The organism is Dermacoccus sp. MPR-E5, assembly GCF_058809565.1.
The window spans coordinates 109,813-132,744 of the sequence record NZ_JBXASS010000009.1 but is presented as its reverse complement, the minus strand read 5'-3'; the positions used below and the strand labels follow the sequence as shown (position 1 = coordinate 132,744).

17 protein-coding genes are annotated in these 22,932 nt (G+C 68.5%); 11 read left to right on the top strand and 6 right to left on the bottom strand.

Annotated features, from left to right (window positions below; genetic code table 11):
- Positions 1-33: 33 nt before the first annotated feature.
- The 4 genes from hisC to AC1RS9_RS08870 all read left to right on the top strand — a co-directional run bounded on the left by hisC (position 34) and on the right by AC1RS9_RS08870 (position 5,127).
- A complete protein-coding gene (gene hisC, locus AC1RS9_RS08885) occupies positions 34-1,140 on the top strand; it encodes a histidinol-phosphate transaminase (RefSeq protein ID WP_038566667.1) in 1,107 nt (368 codons plus the stop codon).
- 251 nt (positions 1,141-1,391) lie between these two features.
- Positions 1,392-2,609 (top strand): thiamine pyrophosphate-dependent dehydrogenase E1 component subunit alpha, encoded by a 1,218-nt coding sequence (locus AC1RS9_RS08880; RefSeq protein ID WP_311200781.1) that lies wholly within the window; start codon positions 1,392-1,394, stop codon positions 2,607-2,609.
- Complete coding sequence (locus tag AC1RS9_RS08875) at positions 2,606-3,646, top strand: alpha-ketoacid dehydrogenase subunit beta (protein WP_082740533.1); 1,041 nt, start codon at positions 2,606-2,608, stop codon at positions 3,644-3,646. Before AC1RS9_RS08880 ends, AC1RS9_RS08875 begins: the two co-directional genes overlap by 4 nt.
- A gap of 14 nt (positions 3,647-3,660) precedes the next feature.
- Entirely contained in the window at positions 3,661-5,127 is a 1,467-nt protein-coding gene (locus AC1RS9_RS08870; RefSeq protein WP_492921176.1) for a dihydrolipoamide acetyltransferase family protein, read from the top strand.
- A 45-nt stretch (positions 5,128-5,172) separates the two neighbouring features.
- On the opposite strand, the gene AC1RS9_RS08865 is transcribed toward AC1RS9_RS08870, so the two are convergent.
- The 3 genes from AC1RS9_RS08865 to AC1RS9_RS08855 all read right to left on the bottom strand — a co-directional run bounded on the left by AC1RS9_RS08865 (position 5,173) and on the right by AC1RS9_RS08855 (position 8,800).
- Positions 5,173-6,252: a hypothetical protein gene (locus tag AC1RS9_RS08865; RefSeq protein ID WP_492921174.1), complete on the bottom strand. Its 1,080-nt coding sequence runs from the start codon at positions 6,250-6,252 to the stop codon at positions 5,173-5,175.
- Positions 6,253-6,388: 136 nt separating this feature from the next.
- Positions 6,389-8,290: an MDR family MFS transporter gene (locus tag AC1RS9_RS08860; protein WP_492921172.1), complete on the bottom strand. Its 1,902-nt coding sequence runs from the start codon at positions 8,288-8,290 to the stop codon at positions 6,389-6,391.
- Positions 8,291-8,308: 18 nt separating this feature from the next.
- Positions 8,309-8,800, bottom strand: coding sequence for a MarR family winged helix-turn-helix transcriptional regulator (locus AC1RS9_RS08855; protein WP_074046281.1), 492 nt, complete (start codon positions 8,798-8,800; stop codon positions 8,309-8,311).
- Between the two features lie 213 nt (positions 8,801-9,013).
- Here AC1RS9_RS08855 and AC1RS9_RS08850 point away from each other — a divergent pair, with 213 nt between their 5' ends.
- Both AC1RS9_RS08850 and AC1RS9_RS08845 read left to right on the top strand, forming a co-directional pair.
- A complete protein-coding gene (locus AC1RS9_RS08850) occupies positions 9,014-11,194 on the top strand; it encodes a bifunctional copper resistance protein CopD/cytochrome c oxidase assembly protein (RefSeq protein ID WP_286697268.1) in 2,181 nt (726 codons plus the stop codon).
- Positions 11,195-11,196: 2 nt separating this feature from the next.
- Positions 11,197-12,222, top strand: coding sequence for a nitrilase-related carbon-nitrogen hydrolase (locus tag AC1RS9_RS08845; protein WP_074039702.1), 1,026 nt, complete (start codon positions 11,197-11,199; stop codon positions 12,220-12,222).
- 399 nt (positions 12,223-12,621) lie between these two features.
- Here AC1RS9_RS08845 and AC1RS9_RS08840 read toward each other — a convergent pair whose 3' ends face one another.
- Complete coding sequence (locus tag AC1RS9_RS08840; RefSeq protein ID WP_143181187.1) at positions 12,622-12,843, bottom strand: hypothetical protein; 222 nt, start codon at positions 12,841-12,843, stop codon at positions 12,622-12,624.
- 24 nt (positions 12,844-12,867) lie between these two features.
- On the opposite strand from AC1RS9_RS08840, the gene AC1RS9_RS08835 reads away from it, so the two are divergent.
- Entirely contained in the window at positions 12,868-14,778 is a 1,911-nt protein-coding gene (locus AC1RS9_RS08835) for an NHL domain-containing thioredoxin family protein (RefSeq protein WP_040015046.1), read from the top strand.
- A 156-nt stretch (positions 14,779-14,934) separates the two neighbouring features.
- On the opposite strand, the gene AC1RS9_RS08830 is transcribed toward AC1RS9_RS08835, so the two are convergent.
- Complete coding sequence (locus tag AC1RS9_RS08830) at positions 14,935-15,297, bottom strand: nuclear transport factor 2 family protein (RefSeq protein ID WP_074039704.1); 363 nt, start codon at positions 15,295-15,297, stop codon at positions 14,935-14,937.
- A 149-nt stretch (positions 15,298-15,446) separates the two neighbouring features.
- Here AC1RS9_RS08830 and AC1RS9_RS08825 point away from each other — a divergent pair, with 149 nt between their 5' ends.
- The 4 genes from AC1RS9_RS08825 (at position 15,447) to AC1RS9_RS08810 (ending at position 20,825) form a co-directional block, all read left to right on the top strand.
- Positions 15,447-16,829: an MFS transporter gene (locus AC1RS9_RS08825; protein WP_074039706.1), complete on the top strand. Its 1,383-nt coding sequence runs from the start codon at positions 15,447-15,449 to the stop codon at positions 16,827-16,829.
- Between the two features lie 87 nt (positions 16,830-16,916).
- The gene (aroQ, locus tag AC1RS9_RS08820; RefSeq protein ID WP_074039708.1) at positions 16,917-17,360 is read left to right on the top strand and encodes a type II 3-dehydroquinate dehydratase; all 444 of its coding nucleotides are present in this window, start codon (positions 16,917-16,919) and stop codon (positions 17,358-17,360) included.
- 157 nt (positions 17,361-17,517) lie between these two features.
- A complete protein-coding gene (gene pta / locus AC1RS9_RS08815; protein WP_074039711.1) occupies positions 17,518-19,593 on the top strand; it encodes a phosphate acetyltransferase in 2,076 nt (691 codons plus the stop codon).
- The gene (locus tag AC1RS9_RS08810; RefSeq protein ID WP_074039713.1) at positions 19,590-20,825 is read left to right on the top strand and encodes an acetate/propionate family kinase; all 1,236 of its coding nucleotides are present in this window, start codon (positions 19,590-19,592) and stop codon (positions 20,823-20,825) included. Before pta ends, AC1RS9_RS08810 begins: the two co-directional genes overlap by 4 nt.
- Positions 20,826-20,989: 164 nt before the next feature.
- On the opposite strand, the gene AC1RS9_RS08805 is transcribed toward AC1RS9_RS08810, so the two are convergent.
- Positions 20,990-22,837: an acyl-CoA dehydrogenase gene (locus AC1RS9_RS08805; RefSeq protein WP_074039714.1), complete on the bottom strand. Its 1,848-nt coding sequence runs from the start codon at positions 22,835-22,837 to the stop codon at positions 20,990-20,992.
- Between the last annotated feature and the right edge of the window lie 95 nt (positions 22,838-22,932).

The following is a 22,932-nucleotide window of genomic DNA, read 5'->3' as shown; positions in this document are numbered from 1 at the left end:
ATCTGGAAACCTCGCGCGGCCTAGGCTGGGAGCATGAGCGAATCGCTGGAGACCCCCGTCCGTCTGCGCACCACCCTCGACTCCGTGCCGGGATACAAGCCGGGCAGGCCGGCGGCCATGGCCGCGGAGGATTCCGAGCGCGGCGTCACGAGTGTGTTCAAGATCTCCAGCAACGAGAACCCGTACCCGCCGCTGCCGTCCGTGCTCGACATCGTGCGCGAGGCCGCGACGACGATGAACCGTTACCCGGACATGGCGTCGTCGGAGCTGACGCACGCCCTGGCGCAGCGGGTGGGTGTGAGCGCCGACGAGGTGAGCTTCGGCACGGGCTCGGTGGGCGTCCTCGCCTCCCTCATCCAGATCACGTGCGAGCCGGGCGACGAGGTCGTCTACGCGTGGCGCTCGTTCGAGGCGTACCCGATCGTCGTCGCGCTCGCGGGGGCGCGCTCGGTGCAGGTGCCGCTCGACGCCGACGCGCGGCACGACCTCGATGCGATGGCGGCTGCCGTCACCGATCGCACGCGGCTGCTCATCGTCTGCACACCCAACAATCCGACGGGCCCGAGCGTGCGTGCTGACGAGTTGCGCGCGTTCCTGCGGTCGCTGCCGGAGGATCTGCTCGTCGTGCTCGACGAGGCTTACCTCGAGTTCGTCGTCGCGGACGATGCGCCGGACGCGCTCGCCATCTACCGCGAGTTTCCCAACGTCGTCGTCCTGCGGACCTTCTCCAAGGCCTACGGCCTCGCGGGGCTGCGCGTCGGTTACGCGTTGGCGCGCCCGCGCATCACGACGGCGCTGCGCAAGGCGGCCACCCCGTTCGGCGTGAGTGACATGGCGCAGAAGGCCGCCATCGCCAGCATCGCAGCGTTCGACGAACTGCAGGAGCGCGTCGTCTCCCTCGTCGCTGAGCGTCGACGCGTCGTCGACGCCCTGGGCGAGGCGGGCGTCGACATCCCCGACACGCAGGCCAACTTCGTGTGGCTGCCGCTCGGCGAGCGGGCACTCGAGTTCGCCGCCTTCGCGGACGAGAACGGACTCGTCGTGCGCCCCTTCGACGGTGACGGCGTGCGCTGCACGATCGCCGAGGTCGAGGCCAACGACCGTCTCATCGACGTCGTGACGCGCTTCTACGCGGGGTGAGTCGTCTCTGCGGGCTAGATTCGAGTGATGCCGATCACATCGTGAGACGGGGGTTTCGCGCCTCGATACGACTGTGAACCTGGCCGAAGAAACCGTCGTTCGGATGCGAATTACTCGTCGGTAGCCAGGTAGCGTCTCCTAGGTGGCGTGACCTGCGTCACAAGCCCTGTGGTGGCGTCCCGCACTCCGTGACGTCACCCCCGAACGCCTCGCGCCCCGCACTCAGGGCGACGTCGCGCAAGGAGGAAACGATGACGATTCCCGACGCTTCGCGCACCAATCACGCAGCGCACCTCGATGGGGTGACGCACGTGGCCGGTCATGCCCTCGACGGCAAGCCGGACATCACCGACGGCGGCCCCGACATGGTGCAGCTCATCGCACCCAACGGCACCCGCTCGCCGATGACGAGCGTCAATGAGCCCTACATGGAAGCGCTCAAGGCCATCACGGCCGAAGAGGTGCGCGCGATGTACCGCGACATGGTGCTCGTGCGCCGATTCGACATCGAGGGCTACAGCCTGCAGCGCCAGGGCGAGCTCGGCCTGTGGCCGCAGCTGCTCGGCCAGGAGGCCGCTCAGGTCGCCGCCGGCCACGCGCTGCGCGAGCAGGACTACGGCTTCCCCGGCTACCGCGAGCACGGCGTCGCGTTCTGCCGCGGCATCCAGCCGAGCCAGGTCTTCGCGCTCTACCGCGGCGTCACGCACGGCGGCCACGACCCGCGCAAGCACAACTTCAACACCTCGACGATCGTCATCGGCAACCAGATGCTCAACGCCGTCGGCTATGCCATGGGCCTGCGCCTCGACGGTGTTGTCGGCACGGGGGACGTGAACGTCGACGCGGCCGTCATGGCATTCACCGGCGACGGCGGCACGAGCCAGGGCGACTTCAACGAGGCGATGGTCTACGCGGCCGTCAACCACTCGCCGATGGTCTTCTTCATCCAGAACAACGGCTGGGCGATCAGCGAGCCGAACACGCGTCAGTTCATCATCCCGCCCTACAAGCGCGCTGACGGCTTCGGCTTCCCCGGCGTGCGCACCGACGGCAACGACGTCCTCGCGACGTACGCCGTCACCCGTCGCAGCCTCGACAACGCGCGCAGCGGGCTCGGCCCGACGCTCGTCGAGGCGTTCACCTACCGCATGGGCGCGCACACGACGTCCGACGACCCGTCGCGCTACCGCGACTCGGCGCACGTCGAGGCGTGGAAGGCAAAGGATCCGATCGCGCGCCTGCGTTCGCTGCTCGAGCTCGAGAACCACGCCGACGCGGCGTTCTTCGACGACGTCGACGCCGAGGCGAAGGAGCTCGCCGCCGAGTGGCGCCGCTCGTGCCTCGAGATGCCCGACCCGGAGATGACGGCGATGTTCGACCACGCCTACACGGTCATGGACGACCAGCTCACCGCTCAGCGCGACGAGTTCGCGGCCTACCTCGCCTCCTTCGAGGACGATGCAGCATGAGCGGCGCTACCACGAGCACGGCCCCCGGCGCCGAGAAGGCCGCGAAACCCAAGAAGGCCCCGAAGCTCTCCCTTGCCAAGGCGCTCAACGCGGCGATGCACGACGCGATGGCGGCCGACGACAAGGTCGTCGTCATCGGTGAGGACGTCGGCGAGCTCGGTGGCGTCTTCCGCCTGACCGACGGGTTGAAGAAGGAGTTCGGCGAGCGCGTCATCGACCCGCCGCTGGCCGAATCCGGCATCGTCGGTTCGGCCGTCGGCCTCGCGATGCGCGGGTACCGCCCGATCGTCGAGATCCAGTTCGACGGGTTCGTGTACCCGGCGTTCGACCAGATCGTCAGCCAGGTCTCCAAGGTGCACAACCGCACCGAGGGCGCCGTCAAGCTGCCCATGGTCATCCGCATCCCGTTCGGCGGCGGCATCGGCGCCGTCGAGCACCACAGCGAGTCGAACGAGGCGTACTTCGCGCACACCGCCGGCCTGCGCGTCGTGGTCTGCTCGCGCCCCGTCGACGCGTACTGGATGATGCGTCAGGCGATCGACTGCGACGACCCGGTCATCTTCTTCGAGCCCAAGCGCCGCTACCACGAGCCCAGCCCCGACCAGCTCGACCTCGCCGCCGGCCCCGCTCGCGGCCTCTTCGAGGCCGAGGTGCTGCGCGAGGGCGCCGACCTGACGCTGCTCGCGTACGGCCCGATGGTGCGCACGTGTCTCGACGTCGCCGCGGCCGCCGAGGCGGATGGTCGCTCGCTCGAGGTCATCGACCTGCGCACGCTGTCGCCGATCGACGAGGAGACGATCTGCGAGTCCGTGCGCAAGACGGGCCGCGCCGTCATCGTGCACGAGGCCGCACGCTCGTACGGCGTGGGCGCCGAGCTGGCAGCGCTCCTGCAGGAGCGCTGCTTCTATTCGCTCGAAGCGCCCGTGCAACGCGTCACCGGCTATGACATCCCCTACCCGCCGAGCCGCCACGAGCGCGAATACCTGCCCGGGCTCGACCGCATCCTCGACGCCGTCGACGCGTCCTTCAGCTTCTAGGAGTACCGCCGAACATGGCCATTCAAGAGTTCACCCTGCCCGACCCCGGTGAAGGGCTCGTCGAGGCCGAGATCGTGACGTGGCACGTCGCCGCAGGCGACACCGTCGACGTCAACCAGGTCGTCCTCGAGATCGAGACGGCGAAGTCGCTCGTCGAACTGCCCATCCCGTGGGCCGGGAGGGTCGCATCGATCCTCGTACCCGAGGGCGAGACGGTCGAGGTCGGCACGCCGATCGTCACGATCGACGTCGGCGGCGATACAGCACCTGCGGACGGTGGCGCTGCCGGTGCCGCCAATGACGTTTCCGGAGCTGCTGACGGTGGCGAGGTCGCGGCCGAGATGCAGACGGCGGCCGACGTCGCGCCCGCCGAGACCGGCGAGTCGGATGACGAGCCGCAGCAGAAGACGCTCGTCGGCTACGGCCCGACGCCGTCGAGCTCGACGCGCCGCGCTCGTCGCGGCCGTGGGGCCGGTGGCGGCGCGTCGGGTGGCGGCACGCTCGCCGCCCCCGCGACGCGCGGGTTCGCGAAGCAGCAGGGCGTCGACATCGATACTGTCGAACCCTCGCGCGACGACGGCGTCGTCACTCGGGACGACGTGAAGAAGGCCGGGGGTTCAAACGCGCCCGCGGCGATGTCGACGCCGAGCGTCGCGTCGAGCGCCCCATCAGCGCCGAGTGCGGACACCGTCGCGAAGGCTGCGGCCAGTGCCCCGTCGGTGCGCCCCGACAAGCCGACGGCTGCCGCTCCGGCCCCGGCCGGTCTGAGCGACGAGCGCATCCCGATCAAGGGCGTGCGCAAGGTGACGGCGCAGGCCATGGTGAGCAGCGCGTTCACGGCGCCGCACGTCACGGAGTTCCTCACCGTCGACATGACGCGCACGATGGAGTTCGTCCGCGAACTGCAGGGCATGCGCGAGCTCAAGGACATCAAGGTGACGCCGCTGCTCGTCGTCGCGAAGGCGTGCCTCATCGCGATGCAGCGTGAGCCGATGATGAACGCACTGTGGGACGACGCGAACGGCGAGATCGTCATTCGTTCCGAGGTGAACCTCGGCATCGCCGCGGCCACCGACCGTGGGCTGCTCGTGCCGAACGTCAAGGACGCCGGCCGCTTCGGCCTCGGCGACCTGGGGCGTGAGATCGCGAAGCTCGTCGAGATCGCACGCCACGGCAAGCCGAGCCCGGCCATCCTCAACGGCGGCACGTTCACGATCTCGAACATCGGTGTCTTCGGCGTCGATTCGGGCACGCCGATCATCAAGCCCGGTGAGAGCGGCATCCTTGCCATCGGCACGGTGCGTCCGATGCCGTGGGTCGTCGAGAACGAGCGCGGCGAGCAGGAGATGGTGATCCGCCAGATCGCGCAGCTGTCCTTGAGCTTCGACCACCGCATCATCGACGGCGACGTCGGTTCGCGGTATCTGTCGACCGTCGGCCAGATCCTCGAGAACCCCGCGAAGGCGATGCTCTGGGGCTGATTTCGCTCCCTCGTTCGGCCGGCTGAGTCACGCGTGCCACCTGCGTCAGTCCTGACGGACTCGCGTGGCACGAAGTGACTCAGCTGCGCCCTGAGCGTCCTCGGTGCGTGAGTCGTGGAGGGTGTGCAGATCGGCCGCGAGGCGCGCGTAGGCGTGACGCTTGGCCCACTCGGCCTTCTTGCGCTCCGAGCGTCTGCGGTTGCGATTCGCGGTGACGCCCCAGAACGCGGCCGCGACGATGGGTACCCACACCTTCGGGTGCTCGAGCAACCATGCGAGCCAGCCCGGTGGGGTCCACGACGGCAGCCTGGGCCACGGGATCGACGGCAGGTCGACCGAGGGCCACGAGACGCTCGGCCATGGGATCTCGGGCCAGTCGATGTCCGGCACGAGTGATGCCATCCACGCGATGATCGGGCCGAAGATCCACGCGAGCAATCGCGCGACGAGGGGACCGAGGACGAGCACGCTGACCGCCCATCCACTCTTGCCGAGCCCGCCGAGGATCGGGTAAAGCACCCGCTTGAGCGGCGACGAATCCATCGCGGCGTACCGGTGTGCCGCCATCGAACCCACCGGCGCATCGAAGGCGGTGACCCCGCCGTCGTCGCGCAGCTGGACGTCCATGACGTACCCGCGCACCGGGTTGACGCTCACCTCGACGCGCGGCTTCTCCGTCGCCTGGGTGTGCTCGGTGAAGTGCCCGTCGGGTGTGGAACGCATGAGGCGGATCTTGACGTTGCCGATGCTGCGGCGGCGGGCGAACACCACCCCGTCACGCATGAGCACGAGCCCTGGGCGCGCCCACTCATCGTCGAGGCCGAGGTGGGTGCGCAGCTTCTCGTTTCGCCCCGGCGAGAGGGGCAGACGCTCGCCTGCCCGGCGGCGGGTGCTGCCGCGGGCGCGACTGGCACCGGCCGGCGTGACGACCGGCGCACCCGTCGAAGATTCTTTGACCCCGTGCCCCTCGTCGCCCACCGGCGACGCGCCCGTGCCGTCATCGTCGCGGCCGGGATCCGGTGCGCCGGGTGTGAATCCCGGGTCGACGGTACGGAGTTCGTCAGCCGACCCGGCGTAGGCCTCCAACGTTCCGCGTTCGGGGTGATCGAGCTGCCAGTGCTCCATGCCTGTCCCTCCCTCGGCCCGTCGTGCGGCGCCGACCATGAACCGCCCATTCAAACATCGGGTGCGCCGAAGACGAGTGATGCCCACCCCGAACAGGTCGGGGTGGGCATCACTCAGCGTGCGTCGCGAGCAGCCGTCACTCGTCGTGGGACGCGTGACGAGCGACCGAGTGATCGACCTGCTCGCCGTGCTTGCGCGCTTCGACGCGCGCGATGGCGGCGGCGACGGCGTCGCTCACGTCATCGTGCGTCTCGTCGGCGGGCGTCGAACCTGCGTCCACGCCACCGTCGGCTGCGGTGTCGGCGCGACGTGCCGCGCCACCGTCAGCGGCGAGCGCGGCGTTCGACTTGTCCTGCGCCGCGGCCGCGGCCGCGGCCATCGCCGATTGCTTGCGCAACTCGATCTTCGGCAGGAACAGCAGGGTGATGAAACCGAGCAGTGCGATAGCGGAGGCGAGCAGGAACACGTGGTCCATCGACTGCGCGAAGCCTGCCTCGAACGGGTGAGCAACAGCCTTCGGCAGGCGAGCGATGACGGAGGAGTCCTCGCTCACGTTGTTCAGGGCGCCGCCGCCGGACTTCGGGTTCGCCAGGCTCTGCAGGATGCCGTAGGCGTGTTCGTCCTTCATGAGCTCCTTGTCGGCGAGACCACTCTTGAGGGCCTGCTGGAACGCGGGCGTCTTCGCCTCGTCGGTGAGGTTCGTCTTGATGTTGCCGCCCACCGTCGAGAACAGCATCGACAAGAAGATGGCGACGCCGACGGTTCCACCGATCTGACGGAAGAACGTGGCGGACGAGGTGGCCATGCCGATCTCGCGGGGGCTGACGGCGTTCTGCACGATGAGCGTCAGCGCCTGCATGCAGTTGCCGAGGCCGATGCCGACGATGGCCATGAACACCATGACCTGCCACAGCGGCGTGTCGGCGCTGATCGTGTGCAGCAGGAACATGCCGACGGTGACGATGGCGGTGCCGATGATCGGGAACTCGCGCACGCGACCCGTACGAGCCGTCAACTGGCCGGCTGTGATGGAGGCCGTCATCATGCCGGCGACGAGCGGCAGCATCATGAGGCCCGACTTCATCGGGGAGGCGTTGTGCACGATCTGCATGTAGAGCGGCAGCATCATCATGGCGCCGAACATCGCCATGCCGATGATGACGGAGGCGACGACGGTGACCGTCACGGCACGGTGGCGGAAGATGCGCAGCGGGATGAGGGCCTCGTCCTTCATCTTCGCCTCGGCGAGGACGAAAGCGATGAGGCCGAGGATGCCGATGGCGAAGCAGGCGATCGACTTGCCCGAACCCCAGCCCCACGTGCGTCCCTGCTCGGCGACGGTCAGCAGCGGCACGAGGCCGACCGTGAGCGCGACGGCGCCCCAGTAGTCGATGCGGTGGTCCTGACGCGTGTGCTCGAGGTGCAGGGTGCGGGCGACGACGAGGAAGGCGACGATGCCGATCGGCACGTTGATGAGGAAGACCCAGCGCCAGCCGGTGAGACCGAGGATGTGGTCCTGCTCGGCGAAGAAGCCACCGATGACGGGGCCGAGGACGGAGCTCGTCGCGAAGACGGCGAGGAAGTAACCCTGGTACTTGGCGCGTTCGCGCGGCGGCAGGATGTCACCGATGATCGCGAGGGCCAGCGACATGAGGCCACCGGCGCCGATGCCCTGGATGGCGCGGAACGCGGCGAGCATGTACATGCTGTTCGCGAATGAACATGCGAGCGAGCCGATGACGAAGATGACGATCGCGAACAGGTAGAACCCGCGGCGGCCGAAGATGTCGGAGAGCTTGCCGTACAGCGGGGTCGCGATGGTCGAGGTGATGAGGTAGGCCGTCGTCACCCAGGCCTGCGCGGAGAGGCCGTGCAGGTCGTCACCGATGGTGCGGATGGCGGTGGAGACGATCGTCTGGTCGAGTGCGGCCAGGAACATGCCCATCATGAGACCCGCGAGGATCGTCATGATCTGGCCGTGCGAGAGCTCTGCCGAGCTCGATTGCTGCGCGGGTGGCGCAGCGGTCTGTGCAGACAAGAGGGTGCCTTTCGACGTTCAGGCTGGGGGACGGAGGTGAGTGGGTTGCCCGGCGCGGGGCGTGCAGCCGCCCTGGTAGGCATCGAGCGATGCGGTGAACTTGAGCAGCAGGTGCTGGAACTCGCGGGCTTCCGCGGTGCTCCAGTCGGTGAGCAGGTTCTGCATCCACGCGGCGCGATCCTCGCGCAGTGTGCTGACGAGTTCGCGCGCGTCGGGCGTCAGGGTGACGAGTTGCGCGCGTCCGTCCTGCGGATCACAGATCTTGGTGACGAGGCCGCCGTCGGTGAGTGCGCTCACCTGGCGACTGACCGTCGAGACGTCGGAGTGGACGATGTCGGCGAGGGCCGAGACGCGCAGCGGCTCCGCCTCGAGGGCGTAGAGCAGGGGCAGCGCGCCGTGGTCGGCGTGCGGGTGGGGTCGTGGCAACTTGCGCTTGTGCGCGCTCATCGCCTTCGCGGCCCCGACGAAGGATGTCGCGATGTCGCGTGCGACGGGGAGGTCGACGGTCACTTCGGTTCCTTGAGGGGAGGGAGTGCCCAAGAATGCTTGGGCTGCACAACTATATGTTTGGTTGTGCCATGCAAGCAAATTTATTGGGGTGCGCTCGATCGGATGGATGGATGGGTCGCCGGGCCGCGCGGGCCCTGTCGGGCATGACGACGCCGGACGTGCGGGGATCGGGTGGCGCGAGGGGTTGTCACCGGGCCCACGTAGGCTGGGCGCATGAGTTCGAGCGCCACGAAACCCACCCCGTCTGCCCCCACAGGGCCGCTCGGTGGCGGGCGTCTGCTCGCGGCTGCGATGGCGCTCGCGGTCGCCGTCGCAGCCGGCGCCGTCGTGTTCACCGGAGCGAGCAAGCCGCAGCAGCTGCTCGACGCCGGCGCGATCGTGCGCTGGGGCATTGCTCTGTTCAAGCCCGCGGCGGACGTCGCGATGGCGGCGACCATCGGTTTCACCGGGCTCGGTGCGTTTCTCGTCGCCGAGGGCCACAAGACGATGCGGGTCGCGCGCATCGGGCGCTGGGCCTCGATCAGCGCAGCCCTGTGGTTCGGCGCGACCCTCGTCGTCAGCTACCTCAGCTACGGCGACCTGGCCGGCATCCCCGTCGGTTCGCGCGGGTACACGGGTCAGTGGTGGAGCAACACGTGGCAGCTGGAGATCCTGCGCAACCCGATGCTGACGGCGACCGCGGCGCTCGTCATCGCGGTGGTCTGCTGGTGGCACTCCTCGCGCACGAGCCTGGCATGGATGACGGCACTCGGTCTGCTCGCGCTGTGGCCGATCGCGTTGAGCGGCCACGCCGCCGGTTCGAGCGATCACGAGACGGCTGTCGACTCGCTCATAATGCACCTCGTCCCCGTGACGCTCTGGGTGGGCGGCATCATCGCCCTCGGCGTCATGTGGGGCCGCCTCGGCAAGGCCGCGGCGGCGTCGGTGCGGCGCTACTCGAGCGTCGCGACGTGGTGCGTCGGCTTCGTCGCTTTCTCCGGCGTGCTCGCCTCGACGCTGCGCGTACCCGACCTCAGCCAGTGCGTGACGACGCGCTACGGCCTCGTCATCGTCGCGAAGGCACTGTGCCTCGTCGTGCTCGGCGCGCTCGGGCTCATGCAGCGACGCCGTGTCGTCGCCGTCCTCGAACGTGATGCGAGCGACCGGCCCAGCAAGGCGCTGTTCGCCCGGCTCGCCCTCGTCGAGGCGCTCGTCATGGGCGCGACGATGGGCCTCGCTGCGGCGCTCGCGCGCTCCGCGCCGCCGTCAGGGCAGGTCGTCGAGAGCGCCGACCCGGTCGTCGCGCTCACCGGATACCCGGCGCCGCCCGCTCTGACGCCTGCGAACTTCTTCTCGCAGTGGCGCATCGAGTGGCTGATGACGACGTTCGCCGTCATCGCCATCGTCCAGTACGTGCGCTGGGCTGTGCGCCTGCACCGCCGCGGCGACCACTGGCCGATCCACCGCACGATCCTGTGGGTGCTCGCTTGGCTCGTGTTCATCGTGACGATCGACAGCGGCGCCGGGGTCTACGGGCGCGTCATGATGAGCGTCCACATGGCCGGACACATGGCCATCTCGATGACGGTGCCGATCCTGCTCGTCATGGCCGCGCCCGTCACCCTCATGCTGCGGGCATGGCCCAAGCGCTCCGACGGCACACGCGGACCGCGCGAGGTGCTGCTGTCGGTCGTGCACAGCCGTTACCTCAACGTCGTCGCCAACCCTGCTGTCAGCTCGGCCCTGTTCTTCGTCAGCCTCATCGTCTTCTACTACACGCCGTTCTTCGAGCTGGCGCTGCGCACGCACACCGGTCACATCCTCATGAACATCCACTTCCTCGTCAGTGGCTACCTGTTCGCGTGGGCCCTGATCGGCATCGACCCCGGCCCCAAGAAGTGGCCGGCGCCGCTGCGGCTGCTCGTGCTGCTCATCACGATCACGTTCCACGCATTCTTCGGTGTCGCGATGATGACGGGTAGCACGTTGCTCGCGCCCTCGTTCTTCACCGCCCTGCACTACGTCTCGGATCCGCTGCGCGACCAGCAGGCCGCCGGAACGATCACGTGGGGCTCCGGTGAGGGCCCGACATTCTTGCTCGCCATGGTCGTCGCCGCGCAGTGGTACCGGTCCGACCGCATCGAGGGTCAGCGCGCGGAGCGTCGTGCCGAACGCGACGGTGACGCTGAGCTCAAGGCCTACAACGCCTACCTCGCCTCGCGGGGTGGTCAGGGTGGTCAGGCTGCGTCCCCCGGTCAGGCGGAGGGTGAAGAACCGGCCCGTCAGATGTCGTCGAGCACGACGGAAGCATCGTCGTCGACTACGGTCGAGGGTGAGCACGACGAACGTCCCGAGCAGCCCTCTGGGCGCGCCGAATCCGGCCGCGTCACCGTCGGGGGCATCGACAAGGAGTAGCCATGCGCGTCGCCGTCATCCAGCTTGCGTACACCGATTCGGAGCCGATGGGGGCGCGCATCGAACGCGTCGCGTCGCTCGTCGAGTCGCAGAAGGGCGCCGACCTCGTCGTGCTGCCGGAACTGTGGAGCGCCGGAGGTTTCGACTACCCGGCGTGGAACGAGAAGGCGCAGAGCGTCGAAGGGACCGTCGCGCGGGCGTTGTCAGAGGCCGCGGCGAACGTCGGCGCATTCGTTCACGCCGGCTCGATCATCGAGAAGCCCGGCGAGAAGGGTCCCGAGGGGCGCGGGCTGTGGAACACCTCGCTGATGTTCGACCGTGACGGCGACCTCGTCGGCACCTACCGCAAGATCCACCGATTTGGCTTCGGCAACGGCGAACCCAAACTGCTAGAAGCCGGCGAGGAGGTCATCGTCCTCGACCTGGCGCTGGGTGACAGGGCGGGTGGCGCCATGGCCGCCGAAGTCGCAGCCGACGACGGCGCCGTCTGCGACCCGGCGAACCCGGAGGCCTGCGTCGAGGCGTCACAGAGCGAATGGGCGATGGGCGCCGAACTGGCGGGGGTCAACCTCGACGGCGACATGAGCACCTCCAGCGAGGTGGACGATGCCCCCGCCGCGAGTGTCGCCGACGATGCAAGGGGTGGTGCATCTGCGCCCGACGGCCACGTCAAGGTTGGTCTGTCGACGTGCTACGACCTGCGTTTTCCCGAGTTGTACCGCAAGCAGGTCGACGCGGGCGCCCAGGTGTTCGTCATCCCTGCCGCTTGGCCGGCTGCGCGCATCGCGGCGTGGCGCACGCTGCTGCAGGCTCGCGCCATCGAGAACCAGGTGTTCGTCATCGCCTGCAACACCGCCGGCACGCACGCCGGTACGGAGATGGGCGGCAACTCGGCCATCGTCTCGCCGACCGGTGAGGTGCTCGCCGAAGCCGGGCGCGGCGAACGCACCATCACCCTCGACATCGACCTCGACGATGTCGCCGCGACCCGCGAGGCCTTCCCCGTCCTGAGCGACCGTCGCCTCTGACCGCGGCCCGGATGTTGTGTCATGAACGCGCGCCATACCGCGCGTTCATGACCCAAGGTCGGGTTGTCCACAGGGCCTCAGCGCGCGCCACCCCGATTCGGGCACCCTCGGAGGGTGACTTCAGCGCAAGCGACCCACGTTGACGCCTGCGAACTGGCGTCGAAATGTTCGGGGTGGTGTCGCGGGGGCAACTACGTCAGCTGGGCATCACGCGTCATCAGATCCGGACGCACGTGGTCGCGGGGCGATTCCGCGTGCACGGGACACAGGCGGTGCACGTGCTCGCAGCTGGGTGGTGAGACGAACGATCACCCATCTTGGCCGCCGTGCTCAACGCCGGCAATTCCGCCTGGGCTGACGGCGAGAGGCGGTGATGCTGGCAGGCCTGCGCGGTTGGCGTCATGGCTGCGCAGTGATCGTGCGGCGGCGACCGTCCTCAGCATGGTGGCGCAACGACGAATGGCGCGGCCCGAGGCGATGATGCACGCCCTGCGGCTGCTGCCCAAGCTCAAGCGTCAGGTGTTGATCGGCGACGTGCTCGGCGACGTGAGTCAGCCTTGGCCGGTGCAGCCGCTGATCTTGCGTCGTGAACGCGCGGTATTGCATGCGTTCGTGACGCAAGATCGGGCGCGTAGGGTAGCGGTCATGAAACTTCGGGCGCCGGAACTGACGGGGCGGGGCTGGCTCAACACCGGCGGCGCCGACATCACGCTGACGAGCCTGCGCGGCAAGGTCGTCGTCCTCGACTTCTGGACGTTTTGCTGCATCAACTGTCTCCACGTGCTCGATGAATTGCGCCCGCTCGAAGAGAAATACGGCGACCAGCTCGTCCTCATCGGCGTGCACTCGCCGAAGTTCGAGCACGAGGCCGATCGCGATGCCCTCGAAGCCGCCGTCGAGCGGTACGCGGTGCACCACCCCGTCCTCGACGACCCCGACCTCACGACGTGGCAGGCGTACGCGGCGCGCGCGTGGCCGACGCTCGTCGTCCTCGACCCGGAGGGCTACATCGTCGCGTCGATGTCCGGTGAAGGACACGCGCACGGATTGAGCGTGCTCATCGACGACCTCATCGCCGAGCACACGACCAAGGGGACGCTGCGTCGCGGTGACGGTCCGTACGTCGCGCCGCCTGCCCCCGAGACGTTGCTGCGTTTCCCGGGAAAGGTCATCACCGCGCCGGCGCGCCCGGTGCAGGCGCAGCCCACGGGCCGTCAGAGCGCGGACGACGCCGCCTCTTCCGCGGGTGCCGGGGAGCACCTGACGAGCGGGGGTTTCTTCGTCAGCGACACCGCGCACCACCAGGTCGTGCACCTCGCCGAGGACGGCGAGACGGAGCTCGCGCGCTACGGCGGCCCGGGGGTGTTCAACGAACCACAGGGGCTGTTGCTCCTTCCCGAAGAGGCTCGCGCACGCACCGGCGACGACCTGCTCGTCGCGGACAGCGTCAACCACGAGATCAAGGCGATTCGGTTGAGTGACGGGCGGATTCGCACCGTCGCGGGCACAGGCGAGCAGCTGCGCGAACGTGACGGCGGCGGCCCGGCGCTGCGTCAGGCGCTGTCGACGCCGTGGGATCTCGCGTGGTGGCACGACCGCGTCATCATCGCGATGGCGGGCACGCACCAGCTGTGGGCGCTGCATCTGGGCGAGAGCCCCGAGCTCAACACCGTCGCCGTGCTCGCAGGCACGAGCAACGAGGGGATCCGCGACGGCGCCGCCCACGACGCCTGGTTCGCGCAGCCCAGCGGTCTCGCGACGAGCGCGGACGGCTCACACGTCTGGGTCGCCGACTCCGAGACGAGTGCCTTGCGCAGCCTCAGCGTGAGCGACGAGGGTTTCGAGGTGACCACCCACGTCGGGCAAGGGTTGTTCGACTTCGGCCACGTCGACGGCGCGGCTGACGCGGCGCTGCTGCAGCATCCCCTCGGTGTCACGGAACTACCCGACGGATCCGTCGCCGTCGCCGACACGTACAACGGCGCGATTCGGCGCTTCGACCCGTCGAGCGGCGAGGTGACGACGCTCGCCACGGGCCTGGCCGAACCGAGCGACGTCATCGTCGTCCCGGGGGAGGTGGACGCTGATGCACACCTGCTCGTCGTCGAGTCGAACGCCCATCGTCTGACGCCGGTGGCGCTGACCGCCGAAGCGCAACGCATCGAGGGCGATGCGCAGCAGACGCAGCGCCCGCCGAGCGAGATCGCCTCGGGCGCAGTGGAACTCGTCGTCACGTTCACGCCGCCGGCGGGGCAGAAACTCGACCACCGTTACGGCGACCCGACGATGCTGCAGGTGAGCAGCTCTCCCGAGGCGTTCCTACGCGACGGAGCGGGCAAGCAGCAGGGGCTCACGCGCACGCTGACGATCGACGAGAGCGTCGGCTCGGCCATCCTGCACGTCAGCGTCCGCGCAGCCGCCTGCGACGGCGACCCCGACACCGGCGAGGTGCCCGAGCACGCCGCCTGCCATCTTTACCAACAGGATTGGGGCATCCCCCTCGTCATCACCGGCGACGGCCCCCGCACGCTGACGCTCGACCTGCGCGGCGTCTGACGATCACGTCTGCTCTTGCCGGCCCCGGGAGCTGCAACTCGGCGATGCGGGGTCGCCGCTCTCAGGCAGTGCGCCCGCACGGGCGGTGTTCAGCACGTCGAGGAATCGATGCTCCGCCGACGTGACGTCAGCACCCCTTCGAAGCGTGCCCCGGCGTCAGACGAGCGGAGCGTAGAAGTACGTCTGGCGGTAGGCGATGCGATCGTCGGCGCCGAAGCGGAAGAAGTCGGCGAACTCGAGGTGCGCGTCGCTGCCGTCCTTGAGCACCCCGTTGAACTCGCCGCGCACGAACGCCTCGTCGCCGTCGATGAGCAGTGACGTGACGCTGTGGCGCCCCGATTCGATGACGCGATCGCCCGAGTAGAACGCCCGCAGCGCCTCGCGGCCGGCCATGGGTTCGTATCCGGGGCGGCAGTAGGTGGCGTCGTCGGTGGAGATGTCGAGCACGCCCTCGACGTCGCCGGCGTCGACGACCTCGTAGTAGCGGCGGATGTGAGCGTCGCGGGATTCGCGCTGCATTCGGGTGTCCTCTCGTCACGTGGGTGTGGCGGCCGAGCATCGTCCGTCCGTCGCCACCGCCATGCCGTCGGCCCGAGCCGACCGCATGCCGTGTATCGCTGTCTGGCCTCAACCTAGTGCGCGAGTCTCACCGCGGCTAGGCTGCCGCGATGACAGAAGCATCGCTGCCCAATGCGTCGGTGGCATCCGCGACGGGGACGTCGGTCGCCGCACGCCTCGACCGGCTCCCGATCACACGCAAGCATCTGCTCGCCACGGGCGTCATCGGCCTCGGGTTGTTCTTCGACGCGTACGAGAATTTTCTCGCCTCGACGATCGCCGCTGTGCTGAAGGAAGACTTCGCGCTGAAGGGCGACGTGCTCAAGTGGGTGCTCGCGTCGGCGTTCATCGGGCAGTTCATCGGGGCGCTGTTCATGGGGCGCCTCGCCGACCGCATCGGGCGGCGCAAGGCGTTCATGGTCAACCTCGCGCTCTACTCGGCGTTCTCGCTCGCGGGCGCGTTCAGCCCGAACGCGGCGTGGCTCGTCATCACGCGGTTCTTCGCGGGCATCGGCATCGGCGGCGAGTACGCGCTCGGCGACTCCTACCTGTCCGACATCCTGCCGAAGAACAAGCGCGGGCAGTTCATCTCGTGGGCGTACACGATCAGCTTCCTCGGGGTGCCGACGGTCGGCTTCCTCGCGCGCTGGCTCGTGCCGATGACGCCGTTCGGCATCGACGGATGGCGCTGGCTGTTCGTCTTCGGCGCGATCGGCTCGATCGTCGTGTGGGCCGTGCGTACCGGGTTGCCCGAGTCGCCACGCTGGCTCGAGGCGCAGGGCCGTCACGACGAGGCCGACGCGATCACGCGCGAGTTCGAGGACGCCGCGCGCGCCGAGGGCCACACCCTCGCCGAGCCGGACGCGTCGCTCACGCCCGTCGCGTCCCGTCAGGTCTCGATGGCGTCGCTGTTCAAGGCGCCGTACACGAAGCGCACGATCATGTTGTGGCTGCTGTCGGCCCTCGAGGTGTTCGGCTACTACGGCTTCGGGACAGTGGCGCCGCTCGTCCTCGTCGCGAAGGGCTACAGCGTCACGAGTTCGCTGCTGTTCGTCGCGCTCAGCTACCTCGGCTACCCGCTCGGGTCGCTGCTGGCCGTGCCGATCGTCGAGCGCATCGAGCGCAAGTACCTCGTCATGGCGACGGCGACGCTCATGGCGATCTTCGGCCTGTGGTTCGGATTCGCGTCGTCGACGGCTCAGATCATCGCCGCCGGCTTCCTGTACTCGTGCGCGTCGAACCTGTTCTCGAACGCGTACCACGTGTATCTCGCCGATTCGTACCCGACGGCGATCCGTGGCACGGCTGCCGGCGCGGCGTACTCGTTGAGCAAGCTCGTCACGGCGTTCCTGCCGTTCATCCTGCTGCCGGTGCTCGAAGACCACGGCAGTACACCGGTGTTCGTCATCGTTGCCGTCGCGATGGGCTTGCTCGTCGTGACGGTGGGGGTGCTCGGTCACCGCAGCACGGGGCGTAGCGCGGACGCGGTGTGACGGATGCCCGAGGCGCCGCGGAACCACCACCGGGGCCCACCGGGGCACCACCTGGATCCGTCGCCCGAACCCGACGACAATGGGCCCATGACTCGCACGCTGCACGTCCTCAACGGCCCGAACCTCAACCTGCTCGGTGAGCGCGAACCGTCGATCTACGGTGCCGACACCCTCGCTGACGTCGAGACGCTCGCCGTGCGGGTCGGTGATGAGCTGGGGTTCGGCGTCGAGTGCTTCCAGAGCAACCACGAGGGGGCGCTCGTCGACGAGATCCAGCGCATCCGTCACGACAGCGCGGGCATCGTCATCAACGCGGGGGCGTACACGCACACGAGTGTCGCCATCCGGGATGCTCTCGCGAGTTTCGAGGCGCCGTTCGTCGAGGTGCACATCTCGAACGTCCATGCGCGCGAGGCGTTTCGCCACCACTCGTACTTGAGCGACAAGGCGGTGGCCGTCATCGTCGGGTGTGGTGTCCAGGGCTACGAGTTTGCGCTGCGCCGCCTGGCTGCGCTCGCCGCGACCCGCTGACCCATCTGCGATTCCTGTCCACATCTGCCATTTTCTCCACATTCGTCGGGCGTGGTGATCGGTACCGCCGCACGGCTGACTCGGGCGGACGCGTCGCCCGACGCACAGGACCAAGGTCGCGGACGGGTTGTCACCGCTCTCGCCTAGGGTGGAAACCATGACGCGCAGTGTCTTCGTCACCTCAGCCGAAGGTGAAACCGGCAAGTCCACCGTGGCCTACGGGCTGCTCGACCTCCTCTCGCGCCAGGCCGGGCGCATCGCGATCTTCCGGCCCGTTGCCACCAGCTCCCGCGACAAGGTCGTCGACCTGCTGCTGTCGCACCCGGCCGTCGACCAGGCCTACGACGACGCGCTCGGCGTCACCTACGACCAGATGCACGATGACGAGTCGGGCTCGCTCGCAACGATCCTGGCCCGTTTTGACGAGGTGTCCGCCGACGCCGATCTCGTCATGGTGCTCGGCAGCGACTTCGCGGACGTCTCGACCGGCCGCGAAGCCGAGATCAATGCCATGGTCGCCGCGAACCTCGGCGCGCCCGTCGTCCTCGTCGTCCACGGGCGCGAGCGCACCCCCGAGCAGATCGCGCAGGTCGCCGTCATGGGTTGCGAACAGTTGCGCGCGAGGCACGCGACGCCCGTCGCGATCGTCGTCAACCGCGCCACGAGCGGGGACGTCACCGGCATCCGCCTCGCCCTGACGAAGGACGCCGAGACGGCCTCGGTGCCCGTCGCCGGCGTCATTCCCGAGGTGCCCCTGCTCGTCGCACCCACCGTCGCGGCGCTCGCAGAAGCCGCCGGGGCCGAGCTGTGGCGCGGCAATCCTGAGTGGCTGCAGCGCGAGTCGCGCGGGTTCGTCGTCGCTGCGATGTCACTGCCGAACGTGCTGACGCGCCTCGTCGAGGACGTCACCGTCATCGCCCCCGGCGACCGCTACGACATCCTGCCCGGGCTCGTCCTCGCGCATCAGTCCGGCACGTTCCCCGGGCTCGCCGCCATCGTCCTGACGGGCGGTTATCGCCCGCCGGAGAGCGTGCAGCAGCTGCTCGACGGCACGAAGCTCGACGTGCCGATCCTCGTGACAGATTCGGGCACCTTCGAGACGACGGCAGCCCTGGCGCGCACGCGCAGCGCCCTCAGCTCCGGCAGTGTCGTGAAGAAGCAGACGGCGCTGCGTGCGTTCGGCGAAGCCATCGACGCCGACGGCCTCCTCGCCGCCATCGACATCGACGAGGCGGCCGCCGTCACGCCACTGATGTTCGGCCACCGTCTGCTCGATCGCGCGCGCAGCGCCCGCAAGCACATCGTCCTGCCCGAGGGTGACGATCTGCGCATCCTCAAGGCTGCCGACGAGGTGCTGCGCGGCGGCATCGCGCAACTGACGATCCTCGGTGACGAGACGCAGATCAAGGCGCTCGCGAGCAGCAACGGCCTCGACATCTCGTCCGCCTCGATCGTCTCCCCGCACGACGAGGAGCTCGTCGAGAAGTTCGCCGCCGAGTACGCCGAGATCCGCAAGGAGAAGGGCGTGACGATCGAGCTGGCCCGCGAGACGGTGCAGGACGTGTCGTACTTCGGCACGATGATGGTCCACCTCGGGCTCGCCGACGGCATGGTGAGCGGCGCAGCGCACACGACGGCGCACACGATCAAGCCGAGCTTCGAGATCATCAAGACGGCGCCCGACGCGGACATCGTCAGCTCCGTGTTCCTCATGGCGCTCGCCGATCAGGTGCTCGTCTACGGTGACTGCGCCGTCAACCCCGACCCGAACGCCGAGCAACTCGCCGACATCGCGATCAGTTCGGCGAAGACGGCGTCGGCGTTCGGCATCGAGCCGCGCGTCGCGATGCTGTCGTACTCGACGGGCACCTCCGGCAGCGGCGCCGACGTCGAGAAGGTGCGGGCCGCAACCGAACTCGTGCACGAGCGCGCGCCGGAACTCGCCGTCGACGGGCCGATCCAGTACGACGCGGCCGTCGAACCGAGCGTCGCGAAGTCGAAGATGCCCGACTCGCCCGTCGCAGGGCGCGCGACGGTGTTGATCTTCCCCGACCTCAACACCGGCAACAACACGTACAAGGCCGTGCAGCGCTCGGCGGGTGCCGTCGCCATGGGCCCGGTGCTGCAGGGGCTCAACAAGCCCGTCAACGACCTGTCGCGCGGCGCGCTCGTCGAGGACATCGTCAACACCATCGCCATCACGGCCGTGCAGGCGCAGGAGGAGAAGGCATGAACGACGTGGCGCAGGCGCCGAGCAGCGAGCGGGACGGCGGGGCCGGCAACGTCCTCGTCATCAACGCGGGGTCGAGTTCGCTCAAGTACCAGATCGTCGACCCGGTGACGGGGGAGTTCGTCGTCAAGGGCCTCGCCGAGCGCGTCGGCGACTCGGGCGGCACGATCACGCACGAGTACCGCAGCGAGAAGACGACGCACGACGTCGACATGGCCGACCACGGCGTCGCCCTCGAGGAGATGACGAAGGTCATGGCCGAGACGGGGTTGCCGATCGAGGACGCGGACGTCGTCGTCGTGGGTCACCGCGTCGTGCACGGCGGGCGCAACTTCACGGGCCCCGAGATGATCACCGACTACGTGCTCGACGAGATCAAACGCCTCGGAACCCTTGCGCCGCTGCACAATCCGGCGCACGCGCTCGGCATCGAGGCGGCTCGGCGCATCTTTCCCGACCTGCCGCAGGTCGCCGTGTTCGACACCGGGTTCTTCTCGACGTTGCCCGCCTCCGCGTACACCTACGCGATCGACGCGAAGCTCGCGAAGGAGCACGCCATCCGTCGCTACGGCTTCCACGGCACGTCGCACGAGTACGTCTCGGCGCGGGTCGCACAGTTTCTCGAACGTCCCGTCGAGGGGTTCAAGCAGATCATCTGCCATCTCGGCAACGGCGCGTCGATCTCGGCGATCGACGGGGGCCGCGCCGTCGACACGTCGATGGGCATGACGCCGCTCGAGGGCCTCGTCATGGGCACGCGTGGTGGCGACATGGACCCGGCCGTCGTCCTGCACCTCAACCGTGTCGCGGGGCTCGGCGTCGACGAGATCGACACGCTGCTCAACAAGAAGTCGGGCATCCTCGGACTGACGGGGTCAGGCGACTTCCGCGACCTCATGCGGCGCGTCGACGACGGTGACGAGACGGCGCAGCTCGCATTCGACGTCTACGTGCACCGGCTCGTCAAGTACATCGGCGCGTACGCGGCGGCGCTCGAGGGCGTCGACGTCATCACGTTCACCGCCGGCGTCGGCGAGAACAACGCCGCCATCCGCGAGGCCGTGTGCCGCCGTCTCGGGTGGCTCGGCGTGACGTTCGACGCAGCCGCCAACAGCGCCGACGATCATGACGCGCGCATCATCTCCGCGGCAGGATCGCCTGTGACCGTGTGCGTCGTCCCGACGAACGAAGAGCTTGCCATCGCGCGTCACGCGGTGGCGGCGATCGACGCCTGACGCGCGCCCCCATTCGCTGCAGTTGCGCACCGAGTGGGTCGCGGTGCGCCTCCCCACATCGTGCGTCTACGCGTCATGTGGGGCGTCGCGGAATCGCTGCGGCCCGGCTCCCTTCGTGAGGGAGCCGGGCCGCAGCGGTTCTGGTCGAGACCGGTGAGGTCAGATCAGAAAGCGCTCTCCGGGACGTCCATGAGCGAGCCGTCCTCGGCGATGGTGATGGCCTTCTCCGACGCCATGCGCGGCAGCACGGTGCGCGCGAAGAACTGCGCCGCGGCAACCTTGCCGGTGTAGAAGTCGGTGTCCTTGCCGGCGTCGCCCGCCTCGAGGCGGGCCTGCGCGACGATGGCGGCCCGCAGCAGCAGCCAGCCGATGACGACGTCGCCCGCAGCGAGCAGCAGACGCGTCGACGTCAGGCCGATCTTGTACGCCTCGGTCGGCTTCTCGAGCGAACCCATCGCGGCTCCGAACATGAACTCACCCATGTCCTTGAGGTCCGTCGCGGCCTGCGCGAGCAGACCCGCCTCACGCTTGAGGGCCTCGGGAGCCTGGCCGATCGTCGTCTCGATCTCCTTCTGCAGCATGCCGAGGGCGACACCCTGATCCTTGACGATCTTGCGGAAGAAGAAGTCGAGGCCCTGGATGGCCGTCGTGCCTTCGTAGAGCGTGTCGATCTTTGCGTCACGCACGTACTGCTCGAGCGGGTACTCCTTGAGGAAGCCCGACCCGCCGTACGTCTGCAGCGACTCGGTGCCGAGCAGCACCCACGCGCGCTCCGAACCGACGCCCTTGACGATGGGCAGCAGCAGGTCGTTGAGGCGCGCCGCCATCTCGGCGGGGCTGCCCTCCTCGAGCTCGGCGGCCGGGTTGCCCTTCGTCGCCTGGTCGACGACGTCCTGCTGGCACGCGGTGTACATGACGAGCGAACGCAGACCCTCGGCGTAGGCCTTCTGCAGCATGAGGCTGCGGCGCACGTCCGGGTGGTGCGTGATCGTGACGCGCGGCGCGTCCTTCTGCGGCGTCGTCATGTCGGCACCCTGGACGCGCTCCTTGGCGTACTCGAGCGCGTTGAGGTAGCCGGTCGACAGCGTCGCGATCGCCTTCGTGCCGACGAACATGCGGGCGTTCTCGATGACCTTGAACATCTGTGCGATGCCGTCGTGGACGTCGCCGAGCAGCGTGCCGACGGCGGGTGCACCGTCACCGAACGTCACCTCGCAGGTCGTGGAGACCTTGAGGCCCATCTTGTCCTCGACGTTCGTCACGTATGCGCCGTTGCGCTCGCCGAGCTCACCCGTCTCGAGGTCGACGTGGAACTTCGGGACGATGAACAGCGACAGGCCCTTCGTGCCGGGGCCGGCGCCCTCAGGGCGGGCGAGGACGAAGTGGACGACGTTGTCGACCATGTCCGACTCGGCCGAGGTGATGAAGCGCTTGACGCCCGTGATGTTCCACGTGCCGTCGTCGTTCTGCGTGGCCTTCGTGCGGCCGGCGCCGACGTCAGAACCGGCGTCGGGCTCGGTCAGCACCATCGTGCAGTGCCAGCCGCCGTCGACGATGTGCTTGGCGAGCTTCTTCTGCTCGTCGTTGCCCATGAAGTACAGCAGCGACGCGAACGCGTAGCTCGCGGAGAACATGTGGACGGCCGGGTTGGCGCCGCAGACGAGTTCGGCGAGCGACCAGCGCACGGACGGCGGCACCTTCATGCCGTCGAGCTCGACGGGGGCGTCGAGCATGCCCCAGCCGGCGTCGATGTACGACTTGTAGGACTTCTTGAACGACTCCGGCATCGTGACCGACTTGGTCTCCGGGTCGTAGGCCGGGGGGTTGCGGTCGGAGTCGATGAGGCTCGCCGCGAGGTCACCCTCGGCGAGCTTCGCGACCTGGCCGATGATGTCCTTCGCGACGTCGACGTCGACGTCCTCGTAGATGCCGGTGCCCAGCACGTCCTGACGGTTGAAGACCTCGAAGAGGTTGAACTCAAGGTCGCGAACGTTGCTCTTGTAGTGAGACAAGATGTCCTCCGAGATCGGTAGGGGTGCAGCGCGATGATCCAGGCGCTACTCGCCGGTAAGTCTACTCATGAGTACGTGACGATGTGCTGAGTGCT